Here is a 21842-nt window from a genome sequence, read left to right on the forward strand (position 1 = left end):
GGGCGGGAATTGGCATGCGACCACTGTGCGGAATATTCTAAGGGCAAATAATAGGGCTGAGGCCCGTGCGGCGTAGGCTACCTAATCGCGTCTTCGAAGCACTCGGTCTGGATACCTGAACGTCTTTGTTCAAGTGACGCATCATCGCCCATAGCCAGTACGCGAAGCTCAAGCCGCGTGAACTCAGCAAAGTACCTTTGCCCGGTACAAGAGCAGAAATAGGTGATTTCGACTTCGCTAAGACCTAACTGCCGCGCCTCATTGTCCGCGCGAACTGCAGGCAAGCAAGCCGCGATGTGGTTGCGCCGACCTTCGGCCAATTCCTCTGGCGTGAATGGTTCGGGGGACGCCGATGTCACCTCGATACTGGTGAGGAAATGTTCAACATCAGTCGATTGACCGCCGCCAGGTACACCCGTTGCGACCATTGCGAAGCTGTTCGCAAACCGGAACAGTCGATAGGTGTAGGTTACTTCAATTCCCTGGATTTCTTTTGTGCCTTCGATCACAAAGTTGTCGCCGTCTCGATAGGCCGGACCGGTCGGCTCAATCGACCAGAAACGGATGTAGTTTGCGAGAATGGTATCGTCGTTCTGGCCCGGAAAAACCTGATCCGGGGATACTCCCGTGCACTCAATCTGAACCATTGCGCCATCGACAAAGGCGCGCATTGTCGTGTTTTTCACGGCAATGGGTCCAACTTGTTCTGTCGTCTCGCGCGTTTCAGGCTCTGTAACAAAGTCAGCGGAGATTGGGCATAATCCGACTTCAGCAAGAGCGGGCGCGCCCATCACGGCAGCAAACAAAAATGGAGAAAGAATTGATCTCAAAAAAATTCCCTTAGTTTAAACTGGCGGCTACGTAGAAAGTTGGTGCTGCGAATAGTACGGTGGCTATAGCAAAGATTACTAACCACCCGCTGAGGAAGCCGCTAGATCGTGATACGAGCTTCCCAATCCCGGCTATCACAGTTGCAACGGCAAGCGGCACAAAGGCACCGCCTATGCCAAAGAAAAACAGCGCCCAAGGGTCTTGCCCGTTGTAGGTGGCAGCGTCCCATCCATACCGATAGACGTGAGCCGCCGCGAAAACAGCAGTGCCAGCCAAGATTGCCACAACAACATAAAGCAACTTCCGCAAGAAAGTCATTCGATCACCTCAGGCGGCAACATTTCTTCTACGGTCCCGGTAATCCGCGCTTGTGGCCGACGCGGGGCGTTGCAGGCCAGAATAGTCAGGTTTCGGCCAAAAGGATAGTGTTCCGAACTTAACGAAAGCTGACATTGCTTCTCTAGACACGAACTCACACTTCGTCCCGCTGAGCGTGAGTTCAACCACCTTTGGATTTCGCGCTCGCAGCGAAAGTCCGGTTCGGTGAAGCTGCATTGCGGCGCGGCCTGACCCAATGAATGGCTGGTAAGGGCCGTCCTTATCGAACAGGAGGGGCTGTTCACCTACTGTTTGAACGGGACGACGTTTGAACCACCGTTGGCAAAAGCTACTGCGCCTTCGCTACGAATGGTGCTGATCGCTTCCTCAAATGCGGCTCGGTCGTCTTCAAAGAGGTCGTCCCAAACAATGGATGTCCCATCCGCGGTCACAACTTCCAGCGACCAGCCGTCCCCGCCTTCGAGTTTGTAGATATCCACCTTGAATGGCACCCCATCCTCAACGATGCGCTGTGAGGCGCTGGAAATGACAAGGTTGGGTTCGCGTTCCATCTGATTTCCTCGTTGGTCTGCGGTAGATGATAGAAGCACTGATCACGGAAGCCAATGTCCGCAAAGCGGGATGCGGTCGCAGCATTTTGAGCAATCGATGAGAGGCAGCAATGGGCCGTGAATGACATCCCCGGTCACCTCGACACGAGGGGCGGGTTTTCGCTGCATCGGCGCGGTGGTAGCTGCCTCAGTTTGACGAAAGCAGCCGTTCCTGGCTGGAGACCAGAACGCCGATGTTATGTTAGTCATACGGATCATTTAGCCGCATAATGCCGGAAGTCTCGTCGGCAGATGCTGTTGGGCCCGGTGAACATAGGAACCTCCTTGCAAGCAAAGCGTTAATCACCACATATGCATAGTGCATATGCTCGCAGCCAACGCTGATCACAAGTTGCGGCTCGCTATAGAGAAAAGCTGGAAACTAGCAACGGAATCTGATAAATATTCAATTATGCAAATCCATGCGAACGCATATCCTCAGTTACGCACTTTGTGCTGGAACCGCCCTGACAATGCTGTCTTGGACGGCCCCGAGGCGCTTGGCCTTTACGAAAACAACTGGCGCCTAGTAGAGGCCGAGAACTTCGATGTAGAAGAGAAGCAGTTGCTTGATACTCTTGTTGCCCGTTTCGGCAACGGCGTATTTATGCCTGCTTGAAATGACGTTCGAAGAAGTCTCGTTCCGTCGCGACCATCATAACGCCATCCTGAACGTTTTGAGGTCCTTAGATGGAGATTTTCTTGCGAAAACAGGCTGTTACTTTGGCGGCGGCACCGCTATTGTACTCGCGCTAGACGAATACCGTGAGAGTGTCGATATTGATTTTCTATGTGCGACCCAAGACGGTTATCGAACCCTGCGAAATGCAATTGCAGGGCAACCCAATCTCAACAACATCCTTCGACCCAAGACGCAACTTGAGTGCGTTCGAGAGGTGCGGGCGAACCAATATGGCCTCCGGACCGTGGTCCAAAGTCAGGGAGCTAACATCAAGTTCGAGATTGTTCGTGAAGTACGAATCGACCTTCAGGGTGAACTTGACGCACGCTACGGACTGCCAATCTTGAGTCGCCCTTGCATGTATGCAGAGAAGCTGTTGGCTAACTCTGATCGCTGGTACGCACCAGAGGTGGCGAGCCGAGACATCTTGGATTTATCCGTAATGATCTCGAGATGGGGCCCTATCCCTAAAGAGGCTTGGGGTATTGCCGAGGCGGCCTACGGAAATAAGGTTCGTGAGGATTTCGGGAAGGCTATTGATAAAATCCGGCATCCTGAACACATTGAAAGCTGCGCAAAAAAAATGCAAATTGAAAGCGCTGTGGTCGAAGAGGTGCTCCGGATTCATGGAGGGGCATATGAGCGCGAACCATCGCCATATGATTAGACTTCGAAAGTCGATGGCAAAACTCTCCGCCGCGCTTGATTTTTGCAAGCCTCAATTCCGGCGTGGTTAGGACACGAGGTCAAACTTTCTAAGTTCCAATGGACAGCACTGCAGAAAACTCCTCAACACAGCCCTCTGAATAGCCAATGCGACAACTAAGCCACAATGACTGGTTTGGGGAAACTGCACCGCTGCACCGGATGATATGGCCAACGTCCGCTAATGGGAGGTTGCGACGCGGCATGTGGAGCCGCCGACGACGGCAGCTTTGGGCCGTCCTCGCCAGATGACCACCTCGCCTGGGTGAGGTGGTCGCCGTGCTGCAGCAAGTCGGCTTCGAGCCCATCAGCGACATTCATGCATCCCGCAGCGAGGCGAATCTGTTTGCAGGCGCAGCAACGTGCTCGGCCCCAAGGAGAGGCATCCATGCCGCTTCCGACATGCCAATGTTGCGGGACGCTTTGCAGCCATTGGTGCATTAGTTCTTGCTAGAGCGTATACCACAATGATGGTAGCTGATGCAGCTTGCAGACACATCTCGGAGAAGAACATTGCCCAAAAGATCAGTTTCTCAGAGGACTGGTGATCTAGCTGAACATCTTGCTCAAGGAGCGTTCCTGGACGCTCCGAACTGGATTTGTCGAACTCAGTCGCATGACTTTGGGATCGATCTGGAAGCAGAGCTTATCGACATCACAGATGGTGTCGAAGAACTATCTGGCGCGCTCGTGAAAATTCAAGTCAAGGGAACGCTCAAGCCTATTTATAGGAATCGCGGCTATTATGTTCGACTTAAAACCGATTATCTGAAGTACGCAAACCAGTTCAGGGTCCCGGTTCTCCTACTCTTGGTGAATGTGCGGAGCAACGAAATTCACTACTTGTGGCTGCAAGAATACCTTATTGGCAGAGAGGAAATTTTATACGGGGCGAGAAGTGTTCTGGTTAAGGTGCCCGAAGAAAACAAGCTAAGCCTGTCGTTCCAGCACCACCTACCGGAGATCGCGCTTGGTGTAACCAAAGGCTCTCAGTTAATGGCCGTTCAGAAGCTGTTCGAGGTGTTTTCTTCAAAGTATGATCCAAAGGCACTGGCGCTGGCTTCAGACTTACTCAAGCACCTTGGCGAGGGCGGCCACATCGCGATTTTTAATGGAGCTATCGACAAATTGAACAAGAGAGGCCCCCACCTTTCGCGAGTTGACTCGCAGGAATTTGGGAAAGTTCTGGCCGACCTAACCCGTCGATTTGGCGAGAAGTTGGGTGCTGACCAAATTCTGAAGATGGTTGTGAGGGGGGGCACCTATTCCTTGGCCGGCCTCGACGGTTTGCTCGGCCTGTACGACGGTTTTCCCGACCACGCAAAATCACTTGGTTTAGCGCGTCGTTTCGACGAGCTGGAACTCTATGAGTTGAGTTGGTATTGTCAGTTTCGTGAAGCACATGCTGAACTGGATTCAATGAGTATTTGGTTGCAGATATCAAAACTGGAAACGGCGTTCAAAACCGAGGCTGGCATTCTTCATATTCCCGAGGAGGATCGGGATTATTGTTCCATGAAGTGGCCAAACCGGGCGGATGCTGTTTATCTGCAATCTCTCAAGTTAAAGGTGCCTTAGATCGCCGAGTTGGTCGCCACGCAGTCAAGACAACGTTTGGGTGTCGCATGGGGCAATGTTGTACGCGCCCAAGCGCACCGACCTGCAAAATAGATTCCTGCGCAGATGCAGCGAACGGCCGAAAGGTCCCGCTCTGCCGTCCTTCATGTTCCCGATATGCTGCGCGATGCACGAACGGCTGGTTTGGTGAAGCCGCAATGCAGCATGGCGAGTGGCGACCAAGGTCGGCTGTGGGCCGAAAATCCCCGTCCCCAATGCGCACCCCCCGCCGTTCAAAGCCCTCTCTGCCCTCACAAACCGCACAGACCCAAAGCACCACCGACCCCCTGTCGGTCCGTCCCGGCTATCCCGCCTAATCGGCCTCTGCCGCCGCGACGTGTTTTTTCACCTGAACGAAACTGTCCGGCACCACGGATATGGAATCGATCCCGGCTTCGACCAGAACGCGGGCGAAATCGGGGTAATTCGATGGGGCCTGACCGCACAGCCCGATTTTCGCGCCCGCCTCATGCGCCTTTTCGATCACCGTGCGGATCATCCATTGCACCGCCTCGTGGCGTTCGTCGAACAGCGGCGCCAGCTTGTCGCTGTCGCGGTCGATGCCCAGTGTCAGCTGGGTCAGGTCGTTCGACCCGATGGAAAACCCGTCGAACCGCTTGGCGAATTCCCCCGCCAGCACCACGTTGGAGGGGATTTCGCACATCACATAGGTCTGCAACCCGTTGACGCCGCGTTCCAGCCCTTGGCCCTGCATCACCGCGATCACCCGGTCGGCTTCTTCGGGGGTGCGGCAGAACGGGATCATCACCATCACGTTGTCGAACCCGATCTGTTCGCGCAGCCGCCGCACCGCCCGGCATTCCAGTTCGAACCCCTGCTGATAGGCCGGATCGTAATAGCGCGACGCGCCGCGCCAGCCGATCATCGGGTTGGCTTCTGTCGGTTCGAACTGCGCCCCGCCCAGCAGGTCGGCATATTCGTTGGTCTTGAAATCGCTCATCCTGAGGATCATCGGGTTGGGATAGGCCACGGCGGCAATCCGGGCCAGCCCCAGCGCCAGCCGGTCGACGAAATACTCGGTCTTGTCGGCATACCCTGCGGTCAGTTTTTCGATCTCCTCGCGCACAGCCGTATCGCGCAGAGCGTCGAAATGGATCAACGCCTCGGGATGGACCCGGATCGTGTTGGCGATGACGAATTCCATCCGCGCCAATCCGACCCCATCCGCCGGCAACCGCCACCAGCGCGCCGCGGTGGCCGGGTTGGCCATGTTCAGCATCACCTTGGTCCGGGTATCCGCCACCTCGGTCAGGTCGATCTCTTCGACCGTCACCTCCGCCGGGCCGTCATAGACATGACCGATATCGCCCTCGGCGCAGCTCACGGTGATTTCCTGCTGGTCATGCAGCAGGTAGGTCGCATCGCCGCAACCGACCAGTGCCGGCACCCCCAGTTCGCGGCTGACAATCGCCGCGTGGCTGGTGCGGCCGCCATGATCTGTCACGATGGCCGAGGCCCGTTTCATGATCGGCACCCAATCGGGATCGGTATTCGAGGTCACCAGAACCGCGCCATCGACGAAGCGGTCGATATCCTCGGCCGTCTCGATCAGGCACACCCGCCCGCTGGCGACCTGTTCACCCACCGACAACCCGGTGACCAGAGTCGGCCCGTGATCCCCGACCGAATACTGCTTCAACGCCGCCGCCCCGCTGCGCGATTGCACCGTTTCGGGCCGCGCCTGCACCACGAACAGTTCGCCAGTATTGCCGTCCTTGGCCCATTCGATATCCATCGGCACGCCGTAATGATCCTCGATGATCACCGCCTTGCGCGCCAGCTCCAGCACCTCGTCATCGCTCAGCACGAACCGCGCCCGTTCGGCCCGCGACGTCGGCACATTGCGCACCGGCCCGGCGTCCCCGTCCGCCGCATAGATCATCTTCTTTTCCTTGGCACCCAGCGTCTTGTCGATGATCGGGCGCACACCGTCGCGGTCCAGAAACGGCTTGTAGACCTGGTATTCGTCCGGCGTCACCGTGCCCTGCACCACGTTTTCGCCCAATCCCCAGGCCGCGTCGATCAGCACCACCTTGTCGAAGCCGGTTTCGGTGTCGATCGAAAACATCACCCCGGACCCGCCAATGTCCGACCGCACCATCTGCTGCACCCCGACCGACAGCGCCACCTGCATGTGATCGAACCCCTTGGCGTCGCGGTAGCTGATCGCCCGGTCGGTGAACAAGGAGGCATAGCATTTGCGGCAGGCAATCAGCAGAGCGTCTTCGCCGCGCACGTTCAGATAGGTTTCCTGCTGCCCGGCGAAACTGGCATCGGGCAGGTCCTCTGCCGTGGCGCTCGACCGCACCGCGACCGCGATATCGTCTTGCCCGGCGCGCTCCGACAATACCCGGTACGCCGCGCGCAGCGCCGCCTCGGTCGCTTCCGGCCAATGCCCCGCCACGATTGCCGCCCGGATCGTTTCCCCGGCCTGGCGCAGCGTCATCCGGCCGTCGCGATAGCCCGCCATCGTGCTGCGGATCAGCCCGTCAATGCCGTTCGCCGTCAGGTAGCGGCGAAACGCGTTGGCCGTACTGGCAAATCCCGGCGGCACCCGGATCCCCGCCGCGCCCAGCTTTTGCACCATCTCGCCCAGAGAGGCATTCTTGCCCCCCACGACAGGCACGTCATCGCGGCGCAGGGTTTCAAAGAAAACGACCTCGTCATCTGTCGGCATGGCATCGCTCCAGGGATCAGTGGCACTGGGGTCATCCTAGCGGGACGCGCCCGGCGGGCCTTGATGGAGATCAAGGTTGGTTTGGGGAGGGGCAGCAATGCGCAGGAAGCGGAGTTTTCAAAGTCTGGGCGATTTTCCGACAGCGGACCTTAAAGCTGAGTGCGGCGAATTCGGACTCTGAGCCCTTCTCGACAGAAAAGGGACAACTGCGGAATGGGCGGCGCAGGCAAGTCAAAAGAGCTTCTTACGCCTCTTGCAAGATGTCTGGCTTGAAGAGACTTAGATCCAAATTGGATTGAGAGGAAAGTGCCGCGCCCACTGGATTAAGATCCAGTTCGTGGCGCAATAGATCAAGAAATAAAAACTGAAGGTATCGTTCAGCATCCTTGTAAAGTTCGATTTTCACCCCGGCGTGAAAGAAACTGTTTCGCAGATCTACAATTCCCTTCCAAAGAAGGTCGGCTTCAACTTGTTCTTTCGAGAACCCATAGATGCTTTGGAGTTGGCGGTTGGTCTGCATCGTCCCACCTCCCTCACAGAGGATTTGGATCGCCGTCCAATAGAAAAAGAACTTCTCGCTGAGAGCCGTGTCGTGGGATGCTTTCCCACTTTGATAGAACTCCAGTGAGCGCCTTATCCTAGCCTTCTTTTCGGTGTCTTCAACACCGTCAATCCGAGAGCTGGTCTCTTCAAAGAGCCGCCAATTCTCTGGAGACATGTTAGGACCGTTGGACGACTGAATAACCGCCATTACATCACCGTCCAAGCTGTATTGGCCGTTTGGCTGTGCCTCAAAGATCGCTTGAAATACTTGCCGATAAACAGCATTGCTTCCAAAATAGATTGACAGCAAGGCTTCCACGCGGTCAAGGCGTGAGCGAGTTACTGGCTCCTTGAATTCGACACCGTCAATCGCGTGAGGGGTCGCTAGCAGCATGTAGGCGCTTCGGGGTAGGTTTAAATTTCTAACATTATTAGGAAGGATAACGGTGCCAGTCTCTGGGTCGCTGTGAACCTGCCCGGTTTCTACGCTGAGAAGCTGGTCCGCATGCAAGTCACATAACCCTAGCCAAATTGGCACGCCGTCATCTTGTGGAAATGAAGTCTGGCCCGATGAAAACTCGGTAAGTTGTGCAATCGAGCACGGAACAATTGAGTAGAGCCGGAAAAGAAATTTGGACTTATCCGGATCTTTGCACCACCCATCTGGGATCATCTCGTGGAAGCTACTTTTCTTTTCCATATAAATGCCTGCTGAAATGGACGGACGCGGATGATACCACGATTGGCACATATAAGCGATAACGGAACGGCAACAAAGTCCCGCATCCTAGCGGTTCGCGACCCGCGCGGCGAAGGTCAGTTACCGCAGTTTCGCGCCAAGGTTTGTGGGGCCGCTTTGGGCTGTCAGAAGTCATTCGCAGCTTGCCTTATAGCAACGGCTCTAAGCCCCCAGCCTCACACACTAACCAAGGGACAAATCTGTCACATCTCCGCCCCTGGGGCATATGCAGTCTTTCCCACTGCAAATTGTACAAATGCCCTCAAAAAACACTACAGAGCCTATCTGTCCGGCAGGCCGCAGTCGGGCCGGTTCCGGGCAGCGGCGGCTTAGCCGCGGGGCATTTTCAGGGTGATGGTGCGGCCCGATTTCACATAGCTCAGTTCGGCCTCTCCGATCGCCGCGACCTTGCCGCCGTCGATCCGGTCGCCGACCTGCACCTTCTTGTAGCGGCCATTCGACAGCCGCACCAATGCGCGCCGGTCGCGGGTTTGGCCGTAGACGCCTATCAGGTTGATTTTACGCAGGTTTATCTGGTTTTTCACCGTTGCCTGACGGGCGACCGACGCCTTGCTCGGCAGGCTGGGCTGCACGGTTTGCGGTTTGAAAATCGACCCGGTGGCCAGTTGCGTATCCGCCGGTTTGCTGCGCTCGGCCCGCTCCACGAGGGCGGCGAAATTCGCTGGCCGGTCCTTCGGTTTCAACGACGCCAGCACCGCCTGTTCGGTCGCCGTCTCCGCCACCCCCGCCGCCGCAATCGCCTGCGCACTCTCCGGTCTCTCCCGCGGCCGCAACCCCGCCAGCTCGCTCCGCGTCCGCCCCCCCAGGTTGCTGCGTTCGGTTTGTTCGATCAGGTCTTCGGGGCGGGGTTTCGGCCGGACCGCAGCCAGCCGGGTGGTTTCGGGCAGGCTCAGTGCGCCCTGATCTTCCTGACGTTCGGGCCATTTCGGCGGCACAGCAGGGGGCGTACCGGAATAGATCAGGATCCCTTCGGGCGACATTGCCCCGTCCTTGCTTGGCTTGACCAATCCGCGCTCGTCGAAATCGAAACGGGTTCCGGCCGCGACCGGATTGGCGCGTTCGGTCGGCACCGTATCGGACAGCGCCTGTGCCGGATCGGGTAGAGCAACCGCATCGAAAGCCAGAACCGGATGGTCGATGGACGCGACATAAAGATCATCAAGCGCCGTTTCCGGCGGAGCCGAGGGCTGATCCGGAGCCATCTGCCATATGCCGCTGGTGGCATAGCGTTCTTCGGTTTGCTGCTGCGTCGGCGGGCGCTGTGCAGCCGGATCAATCTGCGCTTCTTCGCCGGTTTGCAGCACCGGATCGGTATCGGGCGCGGGCAGGGCGATCGCGTCGCCGTCCTGCGGGTCGGTCGAGGCCGTGGCCGGTGTGCCAGCTTCGGCCAGCTCCTCTTCGGTCGCGCCGTCAGGAGCCAGAACTTCGGCGATGGTTTCGGGGGCGTCGCGGCCCAGTAAGGAGGTCAGTCCGCCGCTGAACGATACCCAACCGGCCACGATCACCAACCCGATCAGCATAAGCGCGATCATCAGCAGGCCCAGATGACGCGGCTTTGTGGCGCGGCGACCGCCTTCGCGGGCCCCGAACAGAGTCATCCGCTCTGCCTCGTTGGCTGGTTCCGTTGCCAGCGGTGGCGCGGCAGGCAGGCCATTGGGCGCGGCTATTTGCGCGGCATCGTCCGTGGGGTCATCGGACGGCTTGCCGCTATTGAAAAATGGCAATCCGGTACCGCGCGCGGGGAGGGACTGATCGGTCGGCCGCAGGCTTTCTCCCAGATGAAGCATCGCTGCTTCGGGGTCGTCCTGACGGATATCCGCCGTCAGGGTCGGCTTGGGCGAGGGTGGTTGTTCCGGGACCGAAGCGTGTGCGTCATGCGGCCGACGTTTGTAACCGCGCAGCGGCGATGGCGTGCTGTCGTCCTCTTCCCGTTGTGTCCGAACAGTAGAAAAGGACACGGTAGGTTGTTCCGGTTCAGAAGTGTCGGGTGCCGGCGGCTCTGTCTCCGAAGCGGGCTCGGCATCGGGCACAGGGTCGTTCTGAGTTTCGGATTTTGCGGTGAGTTCCGCCCCATCCAGCGGCATTGTTCGTGCCAGTTCTTCTTCTTCCGGCGTCAGTGGTATCGCTGGTCCCATTTCGGCTTCAGCCAACCTGGCGGCGGCTTCGTAATCTTCGGGTTCGCTTGGGGGTTCGGCTATCTTGGGCGCCTTGACGACAGACGGGGGTTTTGCGCTTTTCGGGGCATCAAGAACATCGAACCTTGGCACGCCGATTTCTTCAATCATCGGGGCAGGTTCGGTTGGTTTTGGTTCCGGTGCGGGCTTTGTCGCGGGGGTCGGTTCGGGAAAACGGGCCAATCCAATTAATTCAATCGCGTCTTTGTCCGGTGTCACCGGTCCGCCGAAAAGTTCGGTTGCGATATGGGTGCCGCCAAAAAAGGGCTCGCCGACAAAGGTGCCCTTGGGCGGCTGAGCGACGAAACTTACCGGGTTGAATTGATGTTCATGGGCGAATGCTTCGGCTTCGGTCAAGGTTTCCCGGGCCACCGCGGCAACATAGAGCTGACCGTCTTGTTCCGTCCAATCTATAGCCAATTCATTCAGCGCATAAGGCGTGGCCCCGTCGATTGCCTTGTGTGCCAACGCTTCGTGTTCGTCCTGATCGGCGCCCTGTGTCGGTACGGTCAGATATTTGATCTGATCCGCTGGCAGCACCAGCTTGACTGTTATCCCGTCAGGGTCGAGTTGAGCCGCAGATTCCCGCAACGCGGTCAGCGCCCGGGGCATGTCTTTGGCGTCGAAAGGGACATTCCCAACAAGGTGCCAGCCCGTCGGTGCGCGATGCAACAGGCCAAGTCCTTCAGACGAAAGCGTTAAAGCAAAGTTAGGCTTCATGGCTTCGCTTTACCATCCTCTCCCCGCTTGCGGGAGTCCTGTTACAACCGTGGAAGATATTAAAGCAGCTTCCCGCTCAGGGAAAGAGAAAGCCGAAATATCCACTTGTTACAATGGCAAACTGCCTCAAACTGTTATCGGGATTGAGTTCGAGGAGACCCTGACATGAAACTATTAACGACCTTTTGCAGCATCGTTTTGGCCGTGGCGTTGCTACCGCTTCCGGTGCTGGCCGAAAACGCAGTTCGCAAGATCACCGTGACCGGCGAAGCCCGGATTGCCGTCGTTCCCGATATGGCGATGGTTTCGCTGGGGGCGAAACAGCGTGCAAAAACGGCCGCGGCGGCGATGGAGCAAACATCGCAGATCATAACGCAGATGATCGAGCGTCTGAAGGCGCAGGGCGTCGCCGAGCGTGACATGCAGACAAGTGATCTGTCTCTCTACCAAGTTGACAGGCGCTCCAGCAATGGCGAACGCGAACCGGACGGGTTCGAAGCCAGTAATATTTTGCAGGTGCGGGTGCGCGATCTCGATAAACTTGGGGGCTTGCTGAACACGCTGCTGGAAGACGGGGTGAATCAGTTCAACGGGTTGTCTTTCGGGTTGAAAACGCCCGGTCCGGTTCACGACCAAGCGCGTCGCGATGCGGTGGCCGAAGCTCTGCGCAAGGCGGCGATTTTCGCCGATGCCGCCGGGGTGGAACTGGGGCCGGTGCTGAACATTTCCGAATCCGGAGGATATGGCGGCGTAATGCCCAGTTTGATGAATATGGAACGCGCCGCTCCGGTGCCGGTCGCAGAAGGTGAAATAGATATCCGTGAAAGCGTGACGCTGGTGATTTTATTGAAAGATCGCGATTGACGTTTCCCGTGTTGCGCCCGATCCGGCAAGCCGGGCGCAACATGGATGGTTTTGCGGCGGCAGTGGAACACACTACCGCTCGGTTCAGGCCGAGGCTTTGTCCAATGCCTGGCCCAAATCGCGGATCAGATCGTCGGCATCCTCGATCCCGATGGAAATGCGCACCACGTTGGGGCCTGCCCCCGCCGCGATCTGTTGTTGCTCGGACAACTGGCGGTGGGTAGTGCTGGCGGGGTGAATGACCAGGGACCGGGTGTCGCCCAGATTGGCGACATGGCTGAACAGGTCTAGGCTTTCAACGAACTTCACGCATGCGTCATAGCCGCCCTTCAGCGCCACGGTGAACAATCCGCCGGTCCCTTTGGGGAACAACGCCTTGGCCCGAACGTGGTAGGGTGAGCTTTCCAGCCCGGCATAGGTCACCGCTTCGACATGCGGGTTGGATTCCAGCCATTCGGCCACGGTCTGAGCGTTCTGGCAGTGCCGTTCCATCCGCAACGACAGGGTTTCGATCCCCATCAAGGTGTAATGCGCCGCCTGTGGGTTCAGCGTCATGCCCAGATCGCGCAATCCGATGGCGATGCCGTGGAAGGTGAAGGCCAGAGGCCCAAAGGTTTCGTGGAATTTCAGCCCGTGATAGGCCGGTTCCGGTTCGGAAAGCGACGGGAATTTTCCGCTGGCGGACCAGTCGAAATTACCAGAATCCACCACCACGCCGCCGGTGACAGTTCCATTTCCGGTCAGATACTTGGTCATCGAATGCACCACCAAAGTGGCACCCTGTTCGATCGGACGGCACAGATAGGGCGTGGCCGAGGTGTTATCGACGATCAGTGGCAGGCCGGCCGTTTCGGCAATCTTTGCAACCGTCGGAATATCGGTGACATAGCCGCCGGGATTGGCGATCGATTCGCAGAAAATCGCACGGGTATCGTCGTCAATCGCCGCTTCGATGGCGGCGGTATCTTCGAAATCGACGAATTTCGCTGACCAGCCGAAGCGCTTGATCGTCTGGCTGAACTGGGTAATTGAACCGCCGTAAAGCCGGGTCGAAACCACGACATTCAGGCCCGGCCCCATCAGTGGGAACAGCGCCATCAACTGCGCGGCGTGGCCCGAGGAACAGCAGACCGCACCGACTCCGCCTTCCATTGTCGCCACCCGTTCCTGCAGAACCGCGACGGTGGGGTTGGTCAGGCGCGAATAGATGTAGCCGACCTCCTGCAGGTTGAACAGCGCCGCGGCATGTTCGGCGTCGCGGAACACATAGGCCGTGGTCTGATAGATCGGCGTCTGGCGTGCGCCGGTGGCCGGGTCGGGCCTGCTGCCGGCGTGTATCTGCAAGGTGTCAAAGCCATAGCTGGGGGCGTCGGTCATGGGGTCTTCTCCTCCTGAAAAATCCGTTTTGGGCTGTGTTTCGTCATTGGATAGGGCATAGAGATGTGGCTCACAACTGTTCTGATGACGAAAGGTCAAACGATGCGCTCAGTCTTCCACCTTGCTTACAACGTGTCCGATCTGGATCAGGCCCGTGCCTTCTACGGCGAGCTGCTCGGTGCGAAAGAGGGACGTAGTACGGAAACCTGGGTGGATTTCGATTTCTTTGGCCATCAGATCAGTCTGCATTTGGGAACACCGTTTGAAACCGCAGATACCGGCAAGGTGGGCGATCACATGGTGCCAATGCCGCATCTGGGCGTGGTTTTGGAATTGCCGCAATGGCGGCAATTGGCAGATCGTCTGCAAATGGCGGATGTTGCGTTCGTGATACCGCCCTCGGTTCGTTTCCAAGGCGAGCCGGGCGAACAATGGACAATGTTTTTCCGCGATCCGTCCGGCAACCCGATCGAGGTCAAGGGATTTGCCGATTTCGACCGGATTTTCGCCAGCTGAAGCAAAGCAAAAAGTGATCCGTTTTGCGCCAGGTTCGGTGTCGAAAGACGTGTTTCGTCAACTTCGATCGGGACATTCAGGACGCAGACTTGAGGCCGATAATGCGTGGCGCAAGACGCCGCCTATTGGCTTGCAGTATGTCTGCGCCCGGTCCATTCTTGCGTCATGGCCGAGCAGAAAAAACCTACGTATCCAGGCGGATTTGATGCGATCGTTGCGCAGATGGAAACCCGAATGCACCCGTTCACTTATGGGCCGGGCGAAGCATTGCCGCCCTTGGATGTCGATTTCCAGCCGCTGAAGCAAAAACTGATGGATCCGGCGGCGCCCGAGGTCGCGGGGTCAACATCAACTTATGCCCGTAAGTATCGTGATTTAGCACAGGAATTTGAAAACGAACCGGCACTATTACATCTTCACGGATTGCTGGTCGCCAACCTGCGACGCCACGATCAGCCCGCCGATACCGTGCCACTTTTCATCCGGTTGTGGCGGGAAGAAGCGGCATTTTTGATGGATCATCTCGATGCCCGCTGGCTGGTCTCGGCTGCTACCACATTTGGCGATCACGGGATCAGCGAGGTACAGCGCAGCCTTGGGCAGTCGCTGACCGTTCTGTTCGGGATGATGAAGCTGTATGAAACCGAACGGCTGTTTTCCGGGGCTCCTCCGGATCAGGCGTTTGTCTGGAAACGAAAATCGGCCAAGCAGTTGGCGATGCAGATGGATGCCTACGCGATCATGGGCGGCGGGCTGGACGTGAACATGCTGGGCCGGTTGTGGCAGGAGGCGGATCGCGATGCGGTCATTTGCCCGCTGGTGCGCCGGTTGCTGAGCCTGCTGATCGAGGATGACAAAACGGTTTTCCGCCGCCTGCGCACCATGCGCCGCCGCAAGGAAAAACAAAAAGCCGCCGAAACTCCGCCGGAACGACCGAAGAAACAGCGCAACCCGGTGCCGGTTCCGGAAATAAGCCAGATCACCGATCCGGCCCGGATCAAATGGGGCACCGTGTCATTGATCAAGGCGCCGTTGGACAAGATTCTGCGCTTTGCCGCCCATCATCTGACGCTGGGCGCGCATCGGGTCCATATCTACCTTGACGATCCCGATCTGGTTACGGTCGAGGCGTTGTCGTTGCATCCGCAGATAGAGGTGACAGCCTGCGATGCTGATTATTGGGCGACGCAGAAACGGGGTCGGATGGACACCCACAGGATGCGGCAGGTCTGGGTCGCGACCCAAGCTTATAATACCACCGATTGTCATTGGCTGGCTCATATCGATGTCGATGAATTCCTGCTGCCCAGTCTGACCATGGCGCAGCATCTGGCGCAGACGAGCCCCGACAAGATCGCGCTGCACATGCCGCCCGCGGAACAATTGTCGACCGGGGAGGGATCCGAAGCGTTCAAGCTGGCCCCGCGCGCGGTCGGCGCGCCCGCGACGGTGCTGGAAGAGATTTATCCGACCTTCGGGATGCATCTGCGTGGCGGGTTTATCAGTCATATCGAAGGCAAGCTGTTCGTGCGCACCGGCGTAGAGGGACTGCGTTTTGGTATTCATGCCATTCATTGGCAGGGCGCACCGGCCACCAATATTCAGGTTCAGCCGGGCCTGTATCTGGGGCACGCCCATGCCCCAAGCTGGGGCGATTTCATGGCCGATATGGAATTTCGCATGGCGCATGGGTCCTATCGTAAAACCGATGAGGACGAAAAATTCCGTTTCAGCGACGTGGTCGATTTCCTGATCGACGCCGAAGGCGAATCCGGGTTGCGGGCCTTTTATCAGGAGGTCTGCACCCTGACCCCGCCGTTGTCGCAAAAACTGTCTGAAAACGGTATGTTGCTAGAGTATCCGCTGCATCTGGATGACAAGATGGCGCAGATTTTTGGACTTTATATTAAAGGATGACCCGATGAGTGCGCCGAAATGGGGAGTGGTCGCAACGATCAAGGCGCCAGTGCGCGATATTCTGGATTTCTGCGCCCATCACATCGATATCGGAGCGCATCGGCTGTTCATTTACCTTGATGACAACAATGAAGAAGCCTATCGCATCCTGTCAGACCATCCCAAGGTTCGACCGACACTGACCGATGACGCTTATTGGAAGCGGTTGGGGATGAAGAGGCGGGCAAAACATCAGTCGCGTCAGTTCGAAAATGCCCGTCATGCGTATGGACGGGCACATGATGTCGATTGGCTGACCCATATTGATGTGGATGAATTTCTTTGGCCGTTGGGCCGGCCCCTGAATGCGCAGTTGGCCGATCTTCCGTCTGAGTGCCTCTGCACCCGCATTCGACCGGTCGAGGCGCTGGCTGGGGCCGATCCAGACAGGACCCATTTCAAAGGCTATAGCCTGCGGCAACCGAAACGCCGCGCTGAAACCGCGCGAATATACCCGACCTTTGGGTCGCATCTGAATGGCGGCTTTCTCAGCCATGTGGCAGGCAAGATGATCTATCGCACAGCGGTCGAGGGGCTAAAGGTTCAGATTCATAATGTTTTCGTCGGCGACCAGATGAATCCCGGCCAGCAGGAACTGGAGGGAACCCAACTGCTGCATCTGCATGCCAAAAGCTGGGATGATTTCATCGCGGCTTTCCGGTTCCGGCTGAAAAAAGGATCCTATCGCAGCGAGCTGAAGCCGAACATGCCGCGCGACGAGGGCGGATTGACCCTGCACGAGCTGTTCACAACGATTCATGACGAAGACGGCGAAGCCGGGTTGCGCACCTTCTATGAAGAGGTTTGTACTGCCAGCCCGATCCTGATGGACCGGTTGCGCGCGCAAGGTCATCTTTACAGCTATGAATTGCGGCTTGCGGACAAGCGCAACCGGCATTTTCCCGATAAACCATGATGATCTGAGGGCAGGACGGCATAAACAGGTGCAAACCCCTGAAAAATCTACGTTGCATTGACCCGAAGCGAGGTTTCGGGTAAACCCCGCGCTCATAGGGTTGCGCTAATTGGCGCCCATCGGGCCAACCAGGCCGATCCGAACTAGATGCTACGGGCCTGACGTGTCCGTAAAACACGGATACACATGACAAAATTTGCTGATCTGAAGCTCGCCCCGAAGGTACTCAAAGCCATTGAAGAGGCCGGGTACGAAACTCCCACCCCCATTCAGGCCGGCGCGATTCCGCCCGCTTTGGAAGGTCGCGACGTTCTGGGTATCGCCCAGACCGGCACCGGCAAAACCGCCAGCTTCACGCTGCCGATGATTACCATGCTGTCAAAGGGCAGGGCGCGGGCACGGATGCCGCGGTCCTTGGTGTTGTGCCCGACCCGGGAACTGGCCGCGCAGGTAGCGGAAAACTTCGATGTTTATGCCAAGCATGTGAAGCTGACCAAGGCGTTGCTGATCGGTGGCGTTTCGTTCAATGAACAGGACAAACTGATCGACAAGGGCGTCGACGTGCTCATCGCCACGCCGGGCCGTCTGCTGGATCATTTCGAACGTGGTAAGCTGTTGCTGACCGGTGTTCAGATCATGGTGGTCGACGAAGCCGACCGGATGCTCGACATGGGCTTCATCCCCGATATCGAACGTATCTTCAGCCTGACACCGTTCACGCGCCAGACGCTTTTCTTCTCTGCGACGATGGCCCCCGAGATCGAGCGGATCACCAATACCTTCCTGTCCAACCCGGAACGGATCGAAATCGCCCGTCAGGCGACCGCGTCGGAAACCATTACGCAGGGCGTGGTCAAGTTCAAAGGGTCGCGCAAGGATCGCGAAGCCAGCGAAAAGCGCAAGCTGCTGCGGGCATTGATCGAAGGCGAAGGCGATAAACTGAAGAACGCGATCATCTTCTGCAACCGCAAAACGGATGTAGATATTGTCGCGAAATCGCTGAAAAAATACGGATATGACGCATCTCCGATCCATGGTGACCTGGAACAGTCTCAGCGTACCAAGACGCTGGATCAGTTCCGCGATGGATCGCTGCGCTTTCTAATCGCTTCTGATGTCGCGGCGCGCGGTCTGGATGTTCCCAGCGTAAGCCATGTGATCAATTTCGATGTGCCGGGCCATGCCGAAGACTATGTGCACCGGATCGGTCGTACGGGCCGGGCCGGACGTGAGGGGACAGCGATTACCATTTGCGCTCCGCGTGATGAAAAGGCGTTCGACGCCGTCGAAGCGCTGGTTCAAAGAGAAGTCCCACGCCTGGAAAATCCGCTGAAGGATCAGGCACCGGCAGCGCCCCGCAGCAGGGCAAAGAAAGAAACCGAGACCCAGCACGAAGCCGCGGCACCGGTTCAGGAACAATCTTCGGCTCCCGCGCAGGAGAAACCTGCAGCCCCAGCCAAGGAACAACCGCGTCAGGATAGCCGAAAAGACGTGCGTAATAACAAAGATGACGATGGCGGCCGATCGCGCCGGTCATCGTCGCGCCGCCGCGACGATAACATCGTCGGAATGGGCGATCACATGCCGTCATTCATCGCGCTGAGCTTTGACGAACGTCGCACACATTGATCTCTTTGAAATAGCTATAAAAAAGCCGCCTCTTGGGCGGCTTTTTCTTTGGGTTCGTCAACTGTCCACAGATCTGCCGACCGGTTGAGGGATCAGTTCAGATAGGGCATCGGATCGACACTGTCGAAGCCTTTACGGACTTCGAAATGCACATAATTCGATTTACCACTGCGGATCTTGGCGATGGGCTGACCGCGTTTCACACTGTCACCTTTTTCGACTTTGATCCCGTCAAGATTGGCATAGACCGTCAGCAGTCCGCCGGTATGCTTGATCACAACGATCGGCACCTTGTCGGCATCCGAGGTGATCGCGGCAACTGTGCCTTCTTTCGCTGCTGTGACCGGCGTGCCGGAGGCGGCGGAAATGTCGATCCCGTCGGTTTTGCCCTTCTTGTATTCGCGAATGATGCTGCCATTGACTGGCATGTCCATCTTTGCGGATGTGCTGGCCTTGGTTTGGGACCTGCCCAGATCGGGTGTTTTCGGTTTGGCGACGGGTTGTGCCGCAGGAATGGTTTTTTCCTGCGGTAGTGGTTTCTTTGCGCTTGGCGGGGTGGGGGTCGGGCTGCCTTCGCCGGGGATAGTGGTCTTTTGGGACTGCGCTGCTGCTGCCGATTTTTGCGCGGTTTCGGCGTCGGGCACCGGAATCAGCAGGAATTGGCCTTCGCGGATGGTGAAATCCGGGCCCAGCCCATTCCATTCGGCCAAGGCTCGCACGCTGACATTGTACAGCCGTGAAATCGTATAGGCGGTTTCGCCGCGCACGACCTTGTGGCGGATCGGTTCAATGCCGATCTGCGGTTTGGCATTGGGTATGGGGTCGGAAGCTGTGACAGGTTGGGCTGCGGGTTTCAGCGCTGCGGTCTGTACCTGCGCCGGTTTCGCCCGGTCGATGGCTCCGCCTGCCAGAGAGGCGATGTCGACATTGCTGGGGGGCTGGATTGGTCCGGTACTGCGTGCGCCGGTGGCGGGCGACGGTTCTTCGACTCGCGCCGGTAGGGCCAGAACCTCGTTTTTGCGCAGCGGGTCATCCGGTGATAACCCATTATACCGCGCCAGTTCCGCGGGGTTGATACCGACCCGTTGGGCCACTTCCGTTACGCTGTCGCCGTTCTTGGCGACCGCCACCTGATAAGAGGGATAGGAAATGACGCCCCGATTGTCGGGGTCGGGGCGATGGCCGCTTGCCATTCGGGCCGCGTCGGTGGTGCTGAACGCGTTTCCGAAATTGCCGCGCAGGTCAAAATCCAATGGCTGGTCGCAGCCAGCCAGAAGCGCCAGGGCCGAAACGGCCCAAATCAGGCGTGATTTTTGGGAATAATACATCTCGATTTCCTCAGTTTCTGCCTGCCCCTTGTTGGCCGGGGCTTGGTCACCTGTAAGTCTTCGTTTCCGAGCGTTTGCCGGTTTTAGCTTTCACGCCCCACCCCTTCCAGCAACGGGACAAAACGTACCGGGCGCAATTCTTCATATTCAAATCCGTCGTCGTTTCGGGTGACGCGGATCAGGCTTTGCACATGGTCCGACTGCCCTACCGGCAGCACCATGATACCCCCGATCTTCAATTGCGCCAAGAGCGGCGGCGGCGGGTCTTCGGCGGCGGCGGTGACGATGATGCGGTCGAACGGAGCCTGATCGGGCAAACCGAAGCTGCCATCGGCGGTAAAGGCTGTGATATTGCTGAGATCCAGTGCCTCGAAAATATCGCGCGCTTCGCGCACCAGTCGGGAATGCCGGTCGACGGTATAGACCCGGCGGGCCAGTTGGCTGAGGATCGCGGCCTGATAGCCGGACCCAGTGCCAACCTCCAGCACCTTGTCGCGTGGCTGCACGTCCAGCGCCTGGGTCATCAGGGCAACCACGGAAGGTTGACTTATGGTCTGACCACAGGCGATCGGCAATGGCATGTCTTCATAGGCGCGTTCAGAGAAAAGCCCCTTGATGAAACCGCCGCGGTCGATTTTTTCCATCGCTTCCAGCACGCGCGGATCAGTCACGCCCTTTGACCGGAGCGCGAACAGAAACTGCATCTTGCGGGTGGCGATGTCGTCGTCGTTCATTCGATGGCTTTCAACTGATCCAGCACGTCATGGGCGGTCAGATCGGCGCGCATTGGGGTGACCGAAATATAGCCATCCAGATTGACCGCAGCGTCGCTGCCGGCTGCCGTCGGGATATGCTGATCGCCGCCCTTAATCCAAAGAAATTGACGTCCCGAGGGCGACCGGTGCGGTTCGATCCCGAAATGGGTGTGACGACGGAAACCTTGCGGCGCGATCCGTGCGCCTTTCACGTCCCCGGCCGGGATCGGCGGGAAGTTGACGTTGAAGAACAGCTGGTAATCTTCTTCATCTTCGGGCAGGGCAGCCAGCAATTTGCGGATCAACGTGGCACCATGCTGTTCGGCGGCTTCGAACGGATTTTCAGCCTGAAAATTATACGGACCCAGATATTGCGATAATGCGATCGACCGGATGCCCTGAAGCGCGCCTTCCATCGCTCCGCCCAGAGTGCCGGAATAAAGCGCGTTTTCAGCGGAATTATTGCCGCGATTGACACCGGACAGGATCAGGTCAGGGCGGTCGTCGCCCATGACGTGATGGATGCCGGCCAGAACGCAATCGGCGGGGCTTCCTTCGGCGGCATAGCGGCGCGGACCCATCTTGGCGACCATCATCGGATGGGTGTAGCTGATGCAATGCCCAACGCCGGATTGTTCAAAAGCGGGTGCGACGACCCAGACTTCGCCTTCAGGGCCAGCAAGATCTTCGGCGATGATTTCCAGAACCTTCAGTCCCGGTGCGTTGATGCCGTCGTCATTGGTGATGAGAATGCGCAAATGCCTGCCCCCGATATGCTTGGGAACTTAGTAGAGAATGGGCGCGGGCGGGGCAAGCGCTGTGCGGCTCTGGGGGGGCACGTG

General features: G+C 57.8%; 17 protein-coding genes. 8 read left to right on the forward strand and 9 right to left on the reverse strand.

From position 1 onward, the window contains the following. Positions 1–77 precede the first annotated feature (77 nt). Positions 78–830: a hypothetical protein gene (locus VOI23_RS13045; RefSeq protein WP_323785305.1), complete on the reverse strand. Its 753-nt coding sequence runs from the start codon at positions 828–830 to the stop codon at positions 78–80. A 624-nt stretch (positions 831–1454) separates the two neighbouring features. Then, positions 1455–1721 (reverse strand): hypothetical protein, encoded by a 267-nt coding sequence (locus tag VOI23_RS13050; protein WP_323785306.1) that lies wholly within the window; start codon positions 1719–1721, stop codon positions 1455–1457. Between the two features lie 364 nt (positions 1722–2085). On the opposite strand from VOI23_RS13050, the gene VOI23_RS13055 reads away from it, so the two are divergent. From VOI23_RS13055 to VOI23_RS13065, 3 genes are all read left to right on the forward strand, one after another. Continuing rightward, positions 2086–2379, forward strand: coding sequence for a hypothetical protein (locus tag VOI23_RS13055; RefSeq protein ID WP_323785307.1), 294 nt, complete (start codon positions 2086–2088; stop codon positions 2377–2379). Position 2380: 1 nt separating this feature from the next. Continuing rightward, the gene (locus VOI23_RS13060) at positions 2381–3109 is read left to right on the forward strand and encodes a nucleotidyl transferase AbiEii/AbiGii toxin family protein (RefSeq protein WP_323785308.1); all 729 of its coding nucleotides are present in this window, start codon (positions 2381–2383) and stop codon (positions 3107–3109) included. Positions 3110–3627: 518 nt separating this feature from the next. Continuing rightward, complete coding sequence (locus VOI23_RS13065; RefSeq protein WP_323785310.1) at positions 3628–4725, forward strand: DUF4365 domain-containing protein; 1098 nt, start codon at positions 3628–3630, stop codon at positions 4723–4725. A gap of 352 nt (positions 4726–5077) precedes the next feature. On the opposite strand, the gene ppsA is transcribed toward VOI23_RS13065, so the two are convergent. The 3 genes from ppsA to VOI23_RS13080 all read right to left on the reverse strand — a co-directional run bounded on the left by ppsA (position 5078) and on the right by VOI23_RS13080 (position 11611). Continuing rightward, positions 5078–7462 carry a phosphoenolpyruvate synthase gene (ppsA, locus tag VOI23_RS13070; protein WP_323785311.1) on the reverse strand — a complete coding sequence of 795 codons (2385 nt, stop codon included), beginning with the start codon at positions 7460–7462 and terminating at the stop codon, positions 5078–5080. 244 nt (positions 7463–7706) lie between these two features. Further along, positions 7707–8705 (reverse strand): hypothetical protein, encoded by a 999-nt coding sequence (locus tag VOI23_RS13075; protein WP_323785312.1) that lies wholly within the window; start codon positions 8703–8705, stop codon positions 7707–7709. Between the two features lie 368 nt (positions 8706–9073). Further along, positions 9074–11611 (reverse strand): hypothetical protein, encoded by a 2538-nt coding sequence (locus VOI23_RS13080; RefSeq protein ID WP_323785313.1) that lies wholly within the window; start codon positions 11609–11611, stop codon positions 9074–9076. A gap of 213 nt (positions 11612–11824) precedes the next feature. Between VOI23_RS13080 and VOI23_RS13085 the strand changes: the two genes are divergently transcribed. Next, positions 11825–12523: an SIMPL domain-containing protein gene (locus tag VOI23_RS13085; protein ID WP_323785314.1), complete on the forward strand. Its 699-nt coding sequence runs from the start codon at positions 11825–11827 to the stop codon at positions 12521–12523. Between the two features lie 84 nt (positions 12524–12607). Here VOI23_RS13085 and VOI23_RS13090 read toward each other — a convergent pair whose 3' ends face one another. Next, a complete protein-coding gene (locus tag VOI23_RS13090) occupies positions 12608–13900 on the reverse strand; it encodes an O-acetylhomoserine aminocarboxypropyltransferase/cysteine synthase family protein (RefSeq protein ID WP_323785315.1) in 1293 nt (430 codons plus the stop codon). A 102-nt stretch (positions 13901–14002) separates the two neighbouring features. Between VOI23_RS13090 and VOI23_RS13095 the strand changes: the two genes are divergently transcribed. The 4 genes from VOI23_RS13095 (at position 14003) to VOI23_RS13110 (ending at position 18917) form a co-directional block, all read left to right on the forward strand. Further along, complete coding sequence (locus VOI23_RS13095) at positions 14003–14416, forward strand: VOC family protein (RefSeq protein ID WP_323785316.1); 414 nt, start codon at positions 14003–14005, stop codon at positions 14414–14416. Between the two features lie 234 nt (positions 14417–14650). Continuing rightward, a complete protein-coding gene (locus VOI23_RS13100) occupies positions 14651–16333 on the forward strand; it encodes a glycosyltransferase family 2 protein (protein WP_323785317.1) in 1683 nt (560 codons plus the stop codon). Between the two features lie 4 nt (positions 16334–16337). After that, positions 16338–17288 (forward strand): glycosyltransferase family 2 protein, encoded by a 951-nt coding sequence (locus tag VOI23_RS13105; protein WP_323785318.1) that lies wholly within the window; start codon positions 16338–16340, stop codon positions 17286–17288. A gap of 186 nt (positions 17289–17474) precedes the next feature. Beyond that, a complete protein-coding gene (locus tag VOI23_RS13110; protein WP_323785319.1) occupies positions 17475–18917 on the forward strand; it encodes a DEAD/DEAH box helicase in 1443 nt (480 codons plus the stop codon). Between the two features lie 92 nt (positions 18918–19009). Here the strand turns inward: VOI23_RS13110 and VOI23_RS13115 are convergent, their stop codons facing one another. The 3 genes from VOI23_RS13115 to surE all read right to left on the reverse strand — a co-directional run bounded on the left by VOI23_RS13115 (position 19010) and on the right by surE (position 21758). After that, positions 19010–20245 carry a peptidoglycan DD-metalloendopeptidase family protein gene (locus VOI23_RS13115; RefSeq protein ID WP_323785321.1) on the reverse strand — a complete coding sequence of 412 codons (1236 nt, stop codon included), beginning with the start codon at positions 20243–20245 and terminating at the stop codon, positions 19010–19012. Positions 20246–20328: 83 nt separating this feature from the next. After that, positions 20329–20979 carry a protein-L-isoaspartate(D-aspartate) O-methyltransferase gene (locus VOI23_RS13120; RefSeq protein ID WP_323785322.1) on the reverse strand — a complete coding sequence of 217 codons (651 nt, stop codon included), beginning with the start codon at positions 20977–20979 and terminating at the stop codon, positions 20329–20331. Next, on the reverse strand, positions 20976–21758 hold the full coding sequence (gene surE / locus VOI23_RS13125) for a 5'/3'-nucleotidase SurE (RefSeq protein ID WP_323785323.1): 783 nt from the start codon (positions 21756–21758) through the stop codon (positions 20976–20978). Before surE ends, VOI23_RS13120 begins: the two co-directional genes overlap by 4 nt. Between the last annotated feature and the right edge of the window lie 84 nt (positions 21759–21842).

This window comes from Thalassovita sp., assembly GCF_034670005.1.
Taxonomy (GTDB): domain Bacteria; phylum Pseudomonadota; class Alphaproteobacteria; order Rhodobacterales; family Rhodobacteraceae; genus Thalassobius.

Bases quoted from the DNA above. Each gene is read 5' to 3' on its own strand.
- VOI23_RS13085 (WP_323785314.1), top strand. From the start codon at position 11,825: ATGAAACTATTAACGACCTTTTGCAGCATCGTTTTGGCCGTGGCGTTG.
- VOI23_RS13115 (WP_323785321.1), bottom strand. From the start codon at position 20,245: ATGTATTATTCCCAAAAATCACGCCTGATTTGGGCCGTTTCGGCCCTG.
- VOI23_RS13120 (WP_323785322.1), bottom strand. From the start codon at position 20,979: ATGAACGACGACGACATCGCCACCCGCAAGATGCAGTTTCTGTTCGCG.
- VOI23_RS13090 (WP_323785315.1), bottom strand. From the start codon at position 13,900: ATGACCGACGCCCCCAGCTATGGCTTTGACACCTTGCAGATACACGCC.
- ppsA (WP_323785311.1), bottom strand. From the start codon at position 7,462: ATGCCGACAGATGACGAGGTCGTTTTCTTTGAAACCCTGCGCCGCGAT.
- VOI23_RS13110 (WP_323785319.1), top strand. From the start codon at position 17,475: ATGACAAAATTTGCTGATCTGAAGCTCGCCCCGAAGGTACTCAAAGCC.
- VOI23_RS13095 (WP_323785316.1), top strand. From the start codon at position 14,003: ATGCGCTCAGTCTTCCACCTTGCTTACAACGTGTCCGATCTGGATCAG.
- VOI23_RS13065 (WP_323785310.1), top strand. From the start codon at position 3,628: ATGCAGCTTGCAGACACATCTCGGAGAAGAACATTGCCCAAAAGATCA.
- VOI23_RS13050 (WP_323785306.1), bottom strand. From the start codon at position 1,721: ATGGAACGCGAACCCAACCTTGTCATTTCCAGCGCCTCACAGCGCATC.
- VOI23_RS13105 (WP_323785318.1), top strand. From the start codon at position 16,338: ATGAGTGCGCCGAAATGGGGAGTGGTCGCAACGATCAAGGCGCCAGTG.
- VOI23_RS13075 (WP_323785312.1), bottom strand. From the start codon at position 8,705: ATGGAAAAGAAAAGTAGCTTCCACGAGATGATCCCAGATGGGTGGTGC.
- VOI23_RS13060 (WP_323785308.1), top strand. From the start codon at position 2,381: ATGACGTTCGAAGAAGTCTCGTTCCGTCGCGACCATCATAACGCCATC.
- VOI23_RS13100 (WP_323785317.1), top strand. From the start codon at position 14,651: ATGCACCCGTTCACTTATGGGCCGGGCGAAGCATTGCCGCCCTTGGAT.
- VOI23_RS13055 (WP_323785307.1), top strand. From the start codon at position 2,086: ATGCTCGCAGCCAACGCTGATCACAAGTTGCGGCTCGCTATAGAGAAA.